Annotated in this window: 7 protein-coding genes and 1 pseudogene; 7 read left to right on the top strand and 1 reads right to left on the bottom strand. The window is 45.2% G+C overall.

Features of this window, described 5'->3' with window-relative positions; translation table 11 throughout:
- Window positions 1–695, top strand: a pseudogene (locus LD39_RS11730) (solute:sodium symporter family transporter); the annotation flags it as partial.
- Between the two features lie 70 nt (window positions 696–765).
- The gene (locus LD39_RS11725; RefSeq protein WP_035546605.1) at window positions 766–1,017 is read left to right on the top strand and encodes a hypothetical protein; all 252 of its coding nucleotides are present in this window, start codon (window positions 766–768) and stop codon (window positions 1,015–1,017) included.
- 34 nt (window positions 1,018–1,051) lie between these two features.
- Here LD39_RS11725 and LD39_RS11720 read toward each other — a convergent pair whose 3' ends face one another.
- Window positions 1,052–1,930 (bottom strand): AraC family transcriptional regulator, encoded by an 879-nt coding sequence (locus LD39_RS11720; RefSeq protein WP_035546602.1) that lies wholly within the window; start codon window positions 1,928–1,930, stop codon window positions 1,052–1,054.
- 240 nt (window positions 1,931–2,170) lie between these two features.
- Here LD39_RS11720 and LD39_RS11715 point away from each other — a divergent pair, with 240 nt between their 5' ends.
- From LD39_RS11715 to LD39_RS11695, 5 genes are all read left to right on the top strand, one after another.
- Window positions 2,171–4,408 (top strand): alpha-galactosidase, encoded by a 2,238-nt coding sequence (locus LD39_RS11715; RefSeq protein ID WP_035546600.1) that lies wholly within the window; start codon window positions 2,171–2,173, stop codon window positions 4,406–4,408.
- Between the two features lie 21 nt (window positions 4,409–4,429).
- Entirely contained in the window at window positions 4,430–5,593 is a 1,164-nt protein-coding gene (locus LD39_RS11710) for a galactokinase (RefSeq protein ID WP_035546597.1), read from the top strand.
- Window positions 5,594–5,596: 3 nt separating this feature from the next.
- Window positions 5,597–6,586: a UDP-glucose 4-epimerase GalE gene (gene galE / locus LD39_RS11705; RefSeq protein WP_035546595.1), complete on the top strand. Its 990-nt coding sequence runs from the start codon at window positions 5,597–5,599 to the stop codon at window positions 6,584–6,586.
- Window positions 6,587–6,608: 22 nt separating this feature from the next.
- A complete protein-coding gene (galT, locus tag LD39_RS11700; RefSeq protein ID WP_035546592.1) occupies window positions 6,609–8,117 on the top strand; it encodes a UDP-glucose--hexose-1-phosphate uridylyltransferase in 1,509 nt (502 codons plus the stop codon).
- 17 nt (window positions 8,118–8,134) lie between these two features.
- Window positions 8,135–9,660: beta-galactosidase (locus LD39_RS11695; protein WP_035546589.1), on the top strand; the 1,526-nt coding region annotated here is incomplete at its 3' end.

Below are 9,660 nucleotides of genomic sequence, written 5' to 3'. Positions count from 1 at the left end.
TGCCGGGGATTATCGCTTTTAATATGTTCGGACCTGGTCTAGAACCCACAGATGCTTACCCGCGCTTAGTTACCGAAGTCCTTCCAACGCCACTTGTAGGGTTTTTCGCAGCGGTATTATTCGGTGCAATCCTGTCTTCATTCAACTCAGCATTGAATTCATCCGTAACGCTGATTGCCCTGAATATTTACAAGCCGTATTTTAACCCGGATGCTCCGGATAAACAGATTGTGCGAAGAGGAAAAGCAGTCGGAATTATCCTGGCACTATTCGCCATGTGTATTGCGCCACTGATTGATAAAGTGCCTCAAGGATTTTTCCAATACTTACAGATCGTTAACGGGTTTTATAACGTGCCGATCTTTACTATCCTGATTGTCGGTTATCTGACTAAAAGGGTACCGGCCATCGCTGCAAAAGTTGCATTATTTGTCTTTATCGCCATCTATGCAACAACGCAACTGTTCTTGGATACAGGCGTTCACTTCCTGCACATTCTTGCGATTTTGTTTGTTGCTTGTTCCTTGTTAATGCTATTGATTGGAAAACTGCGTCCGCGTGAGACAGATTTCATACTCGAGCAAAAATCCAAAGTGGATATGAAGCCTTGGAAACTCGTTTATCCTGTCGGCATCGCAGCGACGCTGGCCATGATCATTATCTATATCTTGCTTTCTCCAGCAGGAATTATTTAATGACTGCTACCCGCTCGCTCCTTTTGATATAATGGAAATACTGTCAAATTGAGAGAAAGGCGGGATGATGATGGCTAAAGCCAGTCAACCGATTGAATCGTTTTATCATAAAGTTTACGAAACTATGGAAGCTCTTCATCAGGAGGCGGAGGACTTAAAAGAATCATTAGATCAAGAGACTCCCGTGGATCAAGAAAAAATAGAGCGAACGGAATTTGCGCTGCAATTATCAAAAGACATACTGGAGAATTTCGTAGACTCCGGAAAGAGCATGACGATCAATTATGATCACCGCTCCGTAACGATTGAAGTGTCTAAATAACGAAAAATGGCCGTGTGCAGACACGGCCTTTCGTTTAATGATGGTCACACATCGCACCTCGGTTGGCTTCTCGAAATTTCCCCGGTGTGGTCTCCGTAACTTTTTTAAAGACTTTATTGAAGTAGTTCGCATTTTTATACCCAATCAGTGCCGCGATTTCATCTGTCGAATATTTCGTGTTTTGCAGCAATTCTTTTGCTTTGTTTATGCGAAGATCCGTCAAGTACTGGATAGGAGTTCGGTCCGTTGCCTGTTTGAATTGACGAGTGAAATGGTAACGGGACATCCCCGATGCCTCTGCCATATCATCAGGGCTGATATCTTCACTGTAATGGTTTTTCGCATACATGGCTGCTTCAATAATTGTCTCTGGCCACTGAGATAAGTTCTTCTCCAAATTCGAGCAATAATGAAATAGCTCCATTGTGAATTGATAGGCAAACCCTGAAGCCTGGTGTGCGTTTGAGATTTTTTTCATCGCTGCATGTTCAAGCAGCTGAAGTAAGTAGCGGACCGGGGCCGCATCTGGCGGTATATTCAAAACCGGACCGATGTTAGCTTGAATCTCATTCCAATACATTTCTACAACGTCGCCGTAAAGTGTCAAATACATGAACTCCCATTTGTCGCTGTCTTCAGGTAAGAAATAGCGGTAATCGCCGGGGATGTTAACGATAAAAGCGTGCCCAGCCGTTAGGGGGTGTCTTTCCCCATTGATTTCAATGGCCCCATGACCTGAAATCGTATATTGAAAAATGAATTTACCGGTATCTCTCCGGTTTGTACCGTCCCAATCATAAAGAGGCGTCGCTTGTTCATCCCAGCCAAGAGACCAAATTTGTGCCAGCTTCTGCAGTTTAGGATCAGAAAAGCGGTAACCGTAAGATCCGAATGTGAGAGGAAGTTGGTCCATCGGTACATCATCCTTTCTATACTATTAAATAGCAAATTTAAGCATTAGATATATTGTTGATCTGTTATATATGCCCTGTATATGTGAATTTTATATTGGTTCAACAAGAACATCAAGCAAAAAAAGGAACATGCGCTCATTTAATTTACCATTGATAAAAAGGGTACTCTGTTTCTACAATAAAATTAAATCTTTTATTCGTTTGTGGAAGCGCTTGCTAATAGATCGGAGGACGAATACATGCCAATATTCATTAATGAAGAAAATATGCAATTTCATCTACAAGGAAAAAACGTAAGCTACGTCTTTCATGTCATGAAAAATCGCCAGCTTGGTCATTTGTATATCGGTAACAAGTTAAGGAATCGCGAAGACTTCAGTCACTTGTCCAAAGTGGAGCATCGGGTTGCCTCCTCATATGTGTATGAAGAGGATCCTTCTTTTTCTTTGGATTTATTAAAACAAGAGTATCCAAGCTATGGCACATCCGATTACCGTGAGCCAGCTTTTCAATTGCTTCAGCCTAATGGAAGCCGTATTTCGGACTTCACTTACCGTGCCCATGAAGTGGTCGAAGGAAAACCAGCCCTTGATGGACTGCCAGCTACTTATACAGAGAGCGGGACGGAAGCGGAAACATTGGTCATCCATCTCCATGACGACGTTACAGAGGTGTCGCTTGAACTTATGTACACCGTTTTCCATGAACGCAATGTTGTGACAAGGACCTCCCGTTTCATTAATAGAGGGGAAGAGACCCACCAGCTTCAACGCGCGCTAAGTACATCGGTGGATCTGCCTGATGCCGATTACTCCCTCGTACAGCTGTCAGGCTCCTGGTCGCGGGAACGCCATATTCAAGAACGCAGGTTACAGCAGGGGATTCAAAGTATCACAAGTACGAGAGGGACAAGCAGCAGTCAGCACAATCCCTTCTTAGCCTTGAAGCGTCCAGAAACGACCGAACATCAGGGAGAGGTCTTTGGTTTCAGTCTTATCTACAGTGGTAATTTTCTTGCGCAGGTGGAAGTCGACCACTATGAGAACGCGCGTATCAGCATGGGGATCAATCCCTTTGACTTCAGCTGGACGATGGAGCCCGGTGAGACATTCCAAACCCCTGAAGCGGTCATCGCTTTTTCAAACGAAGGGATGAACGGACTTAGTCAATCCTTCCACGATCTTTATCAGAAGCGTTTAGCTCGTGGACAATGGAGAGATCGCGAACGTCCCGTTTTAATTAATAATTGGGAAGCGACTTACTTTGATTTTAATGAAGAAAAACTACTTTCAATTGCTGATAGAGCGAACGAACTTGGTATTGAGCTATTTGTACTGGATGACGGGTGGTTTGGAAAACGCAACGATGATACGACATCCCTTGGTGACTGGTTTGTGGATGAGAGTAAACTGCCTAACGGTCTCGCTCCTTTAGTAGAACAGATGAACGAAAAGGGAATGATGTTTGGTTTATGGTTTGAGCCCGAAATGATTTCAAGAGAAAGCAAACTGTACGAGCAGCATTCCGAGTGGATCATCCATGTTCCAGAGCGTCATCCGTCTACAGGGAGGCACCAGCTGGTTCTTGATTTCTCAAATCCTGAGGTAGTCGATTACATTTATGAAAGAATGTCCGCGATTTTATCAGAAGCCAAAATCGATTACGTCAAGTGGGATATGAACCGCTATATGACGGAAATCGGCTCAATTGCCCATGCGTCTGAAAGGCAAATGGAAGTGCCGCACCGATATATTCTCGGAGTTTATCGTTTATACGAACGCCTATTGGAATCATTTCCACATGTGTTGTTTGAGTCCTGTGCGAGCGGAGGTGCCCGGTTTGACCCTGGGATGCTGTACTATGCGCCGCAAGGATGGACAAGTGATGATACCGATGCTGTGGAGCGGTTAAGCATCCAATACGGAACATCCATGGTCTACCCATTAAGCAGTATGGGGGCTCATATTTCAGCTGTACCGAACCATCAGGTGAAACGGATGACGAGCTTGAAAACGAGAGGCGATGTTGCGTACTTCGGAGCGTTTGGATATGAACTAGACGTTACTGAAATGACCAAAGAAGAGCAACGGCAGGTAAAGGAGCAGGTGTCCTGGTATAAGAGCCACAGAGGTCTCTTCCAATATGGACAGTTTTATCGGCTGATCAGTCCTTTCCAAGGCGATCGTAACGAAACAAGCTGGATGGTTGTCTCAGCCGATAGGAAAAAGGCGATTGTCGGTGTCTATCAAATATTAGCAAGGCCTAATCCAGGCTTTAACCGAATTCGGCTGAAAGGATTGGATCCGGAAGACGAATACAAAATAGAAGGTCAGGCAGGCACCTATTTTGGTGACGAATTGATGCATGCGGGTATTCAACTCGAGAGTGCATACAACGGAGCGCAAACAGGCGGGATTGAGGAGTCTGGAGACTTTTCCTCTCAACTCTTTGTTCTGTCGAGTGTCAATGAATCTTAAATACTTTGAGAGGTGATCAGGATGCAAGAGTTAAAGCAAGCATTTCAGAATCAATTTGGTGAAGAAGGGAAAGCCACGTTCTTCGCCCCGGGCCGTGTCAATCTAATTGGTGAACATACGGATTATAACGGCGGCCATGTATTTCCTTGTGCGTTAAGCGTCGGCACATATGCAGTTGTGAATAAACGAGAGGATTCTAAGCTGAGATTCTATTCGATGAACTTTCCGGAGCTTGGAATCATAGAAACAGAGATGGACAGCTTGAAATACGTAGAGGAACACGACTGGGCGAACTATCCTAAAGGTGTAATCGAGACATTTAATAAGAACGGCTATGAGATTACAACAGGCATGGACGTTGCTTTTTATGGCAACATTCCGAACGGTGCAGGTCTTTCTTCATCAGCGTCCATCGAACTAGCCACGTCGGTCATCTTAAAGGACCTTTTCGATTTATCCATTGATCGAATCGAAATGATCAAGCTTTCTCAAAAAGCGGAGAACGAATTCGTAGGGGTTAACTGTGGCATCATGGATCAGTTTGCGATCGGGATGGGAAAAAGAGATCACGCCATCTTGTTGAATTGTGATACGCTTGATTTTCAGCATACTCCGATCTCTCTTACCGAACATTCGCTGATCATTTCCAATACGAATAAAAGGCGAGGGCTTGCAGATTCCAAGTACAACGAGCGACGCACCCAGTGCGAAGAGGCATTAAAAGCGTTGCAGCAAAGCCTTGACATACACTCTCTTGGAGATTTAACAAAAGAAACGTTCGAGGAGAACAAATATTTGATTAAAGATCCGGTCACCGAAAAGCGCGCCAAGCATGCGGTCTACGAAAACAATCGGACGATCGAAGCGGTGGATAAACTGAACGCTGGTGACATTGAAGGTTTTGGACAATTGATGAATGAGTCACACGTTTCTTTAAGAGATGACTATGAAGTGACAGGGAAGGAACTGGATGCTCTGGTCGAAGCGGCTTGGAATGAAGGGGCAGTCGGCTCCCGAATGACAGGGGCAGGTTTCGGAGGATGCACGATAAGCATTGTCAACCAGGATCAAGTCGATTCGTTCATTGAACGCGTCGGGCAGGCGTACTACAAACAAACAAATCTTGAAGCAGATTTTTACGTTGTCGAAATTGGGGACGGAGCGAAAAAACTCGAGGAGGAATAATCAATGACAGTACTCGTATGCGGGGGAGCGGGTTACATAGGAAGCCACGCTGTCGCACAACTATTAGATCGTAATGAAAAAGTGATCGTTGCAGACAATCTTCAAAAAGGACATGGAGATGCAGTACTTGAAGGAGCGACTTTTTACAATGGAGACCTAAGAGATCAGTCCTTTATCGATCGTGTCTTCGAAGAAAATGACATAGACTCTGTTATTCACTTTGCTGCAGATTCCTTAGTAGGAGAAAGTGTAGAGGATCCGCTGAAATATTATGACAACAACGTTTATGGAGCTGTATGCTTACTGAAAGCGATGGCGAAGCATGAAGTGAAGCGGATCGTCTTCTCTTCAACTGCGGCCGTTTATGGAGAGCCTGAGCAGGTGCCGATTCAGGAATCAGATCGTACAGTGCCGACAAACCCCTATGGGGAGACGAAGCTTGCGATTGAAAAAATGCTCAAATGGGCAGAAGAAGCTCACGATATTAAGCATGTTGTCCTGCGCTATTTCAATGTTGCTGGAGCGGACCCGGATGGAAGAATTGGCGAGGACCATCGTCCAGAAACCCATCTCATTCCGATTGTTCTTCAGGTAGCCCAAGGAATACGAGAGAAGATCATGATATTTGGTGATGACTATCCGACGGAAGACGGCACGTGTATCCGCGATTATATCCATGTCAATGACCTCGTTGATGCTCACTTGCTTGCGATTGAAAAGCTGAAACGAGACGGTGAGAGTGGAATTTATAATCTCGGAAACGGTCAAGGGTTCAGTGTGAAGGAAGTGATCGATACCGCACGCAAGGTCACAAATCATTCTATTCCAGCAGAAGTGGCTCCACGACGTGCAGGAGATCCCGCGCAGCTTGTGGCTTCCTCCGAAAAAGCGATTAACGAATTAGGATGGACACCGAACTATGCGGATCTTGAAACGATGATACAAACCGCCTGGGACTGGTTCCAGAGCCATCCGGACGGATACAAAAAATAATTGAAAGGGTTGGTGAAGTGACATGACGATCTATCAAGATATCGAACGTTTGATTCAATACGGTTTGCACAAAGAAATGATTTCCGTTTGGGACATCGATTATGTACGCAATGCTTTGTTTCATTTGTTTGAATTAAAGGGCGAAGACCCGGTATCCATTAATGAAGAACCTCCAGATACACCTGTTTCTATATTGGAAAGCATGCTGGACTATGCGGTGGAACATGGTTTGATTGAGGAAAACACAACAACAGAAAGGGACTTGTTCGACCCGAAAATCATGGATCGTCTTGTTCCTAGACCGTCAGAGGTCATTCGTGACTTTTACCATAAGTTTGAAAAGGAAGGTCCGGAAGCCGCTACGGATTACTTTTACCAACTCTCAAAGGATGTTCACTATATCCGTACTGATCGGATTGCGAAAAACATGCACTGGTACAGCGAAACCGAATACGGTGATTTAGAAATTACCATTAATCTGTCTAAACCGGAAAAAGATCCAAAAGCGATTGCGGCAGCGAAAGCGAACAAATCAGCCAGCTATCCTAAATGCCTGTTATGTAAAGAGAATGTCGGTTATGCAGGAAGACTCGATCATCCAGCAAGAGACAATCACCGCATCATCCCGATCGACCTTGAAGGAGAGCATTGGTTCCTGCAGTATTCTCCTTATGTATACTACAACGAGCATGCGATTGTTCTTTCAAGGGAACACCGGCCGATGAGCATTACAAAAGAGAGCTTCGACCGCCTCTTGGATTTTACGGATCAGCTGCCACACTATTTTGTCGGATCTAATGCTGACCTCCCTATTGTCGGCGGATCGATTCTAAGTCACGATCACTTCCAGGGAGGACATCACGAATTTCCGATGGCAAAAGCTCCGATTGAACATGAATTCACGATTTCTCGATATAAAGATGTGAAAGCTGGGATTGTCCATTGGCCGATGTCAGTCATTCGCCTGCGCAGTGCAGACCGCCATCGTCTCTCTGAACTTGGAGATCTGATATTAAAATCTTGGCGTTCCTATACCGACGAAGAAGCAGACGTCTTTGCGGAGACAAACGGAGAACCACACAATACGATTACACCGATCTCGCGCTATCGTGATGGACAATTTGAACTTGACCTTGTGCTGAGGAATAACCGGACGAGTGACGAGCACCCGATGGGAATTTTCCATCCTCATGAAGAAGTCCACCACATCAAGAAAGAGAATATTGGATTGATCGAAGTGATGGGGCTTGCTGTACTTCCAGGAAGGCTTGTCAATGAAATCGAAGCCTTAGGTGACTATATGATAAGCGGAAAATTAGATGGTGATGCGCTTGAAGATGATCGGACGGCGAAGCATGTACCTTGGGCGAAAACAATCGTTCAGGAGATGGATATAACGAGCGACAATGTCCAAGACGTCCTTCGCAAAGAAATCGGCAAGCGTTTTTCTGAAGTACTCGAACATGCTGGCGTATTCAAACGGGATAACGAAGGGCAGAATGCGTTTCTCAGGTTTATCAATCAGCTATAGAAAGGGAGATAAGGAGAATGACTTATTTAGGTGTGGATTATTATCCTGAGCATTGGCCGAAAGAGAAGATAGAAGAAGATTTAAAGGGGATCAAAGGGCTTGGTGCTAACATCGTACGAATTGGTGAGTTTGCCTGGCATAAGATGGAGCCTGTGGAAGGGCAGTTCGATTTTTCTTTCTTTGATGAAGTCATAGAGAAAGTGAAGCAGGAAGGGATGAGCGTAATGTTCGGAACCCCGACAGCAACCTTCCCAGCCTGGCTGGCCACTAAAGAACCGACCATTCTTTCTGAGGATGAGTTTGGAAATACACGTGTGTTCGGTGGACGCCGCCAGTATTGCTTCAACTCAGAGGCCTACCGAAACCATGCAGCAGTAATCACCCGCAGGCTTGTCGAGCATTATCGTGAGGAAGAAGCGATCATCTCGTGGCAAATCGATAATGAATTCGGACACGAGGGCAGTGACATGTGCTATTGCGACCAGTGTCACACGAAGTTTCAGGGTTACTTGGAAGAGAAGTACTCCTCTATCGATGAGTTGAATGACGAGTGGGGAACAATTTTCTGGGGGCAGACGTACAATGACTTTGCCGAAATTCCTGTACCGAAGCCGACAGTAACGACTCATAATCCGAGTCTGAAGCTTGAATGGGCGCGTTTCCGTTCCGCATCCTTGAATCATTTTGCTCATGAGATGACGAAGATTGTTAAAGAGGAAAAAGGAAGCCACCAAGACGTGACGACAAACGTCTCTGGAGGGTTTTTCGATAAATGGTTCGATCACGCTGAAAATGTGAAGCTGATGGATTATGTATCCTTTGACAATTATCCGGTTTGGGGCGGTCTCGAGGAGCCTGTATCCCCGGCAGAAATAGCAATGACCCATGATTTTAACCGTGGATTGTTGGACAAGAACTACTGGATTGTTGAAGAGCTAATGGGAGCTCAGGGCCACGATGTGATTGGGTATCTGCCAAGACCGAATCAGGCGAAAATGTGGTCCTATCAAGCCTTTGCTCATGGATGTTCGAACATGCTTTACTTCCGTTGGCGCGGCATGACAAAAGGGGCAGAGCAGTTCTGCTATGGTGTCGTTGATCATGATGATGTATATGGACGGAAGTACAAAGAAGTTCAATCTCTATTCGGGGACATAAAAGGTTATGAACACGTGCTGAATGCTGAAATCCAGTCAGATATTGCCGTCCTCTATGATTACGATAATATTTGGTCATGGCGTGGGCAAGTGCAAAGCAAAGATTTCGATTTTAAGGAAGAATTGCTGCGGCTGTATCGCCCATTTTATAATTTGAACAGCCGTGTGGATGTGATTCCAGCTGATCGAGCGCTCGATTCTTATAAAGTTGTCGTCGTTCCCGTTATGCAAGTAATGGATGAAAAACTGGCAGATCGTTTGCGTACTTTTGCAGAAAACGGAGGTACGGTTATGTTCTCTTACCGTACTGGATTGAAAGCGAAAGACAATAATCTTCGTCTAGGCGAAGTGCAGCCAGGTCTCGTCCGGGATCTTGTCGGTGCGCG

It is taken from the genome of Halobacillus sp. BBL2006 (assembly GCF_000786645.1).
In the GTDB taxonomy this organism is placed as follows: Bacteria; Bacillota; Bacilli; order Bacillales; family Halobacillaceae; genus Halobacillus.
This window is presented reverse-complemented; position numbering and strand designations above follow the sequence as displayed.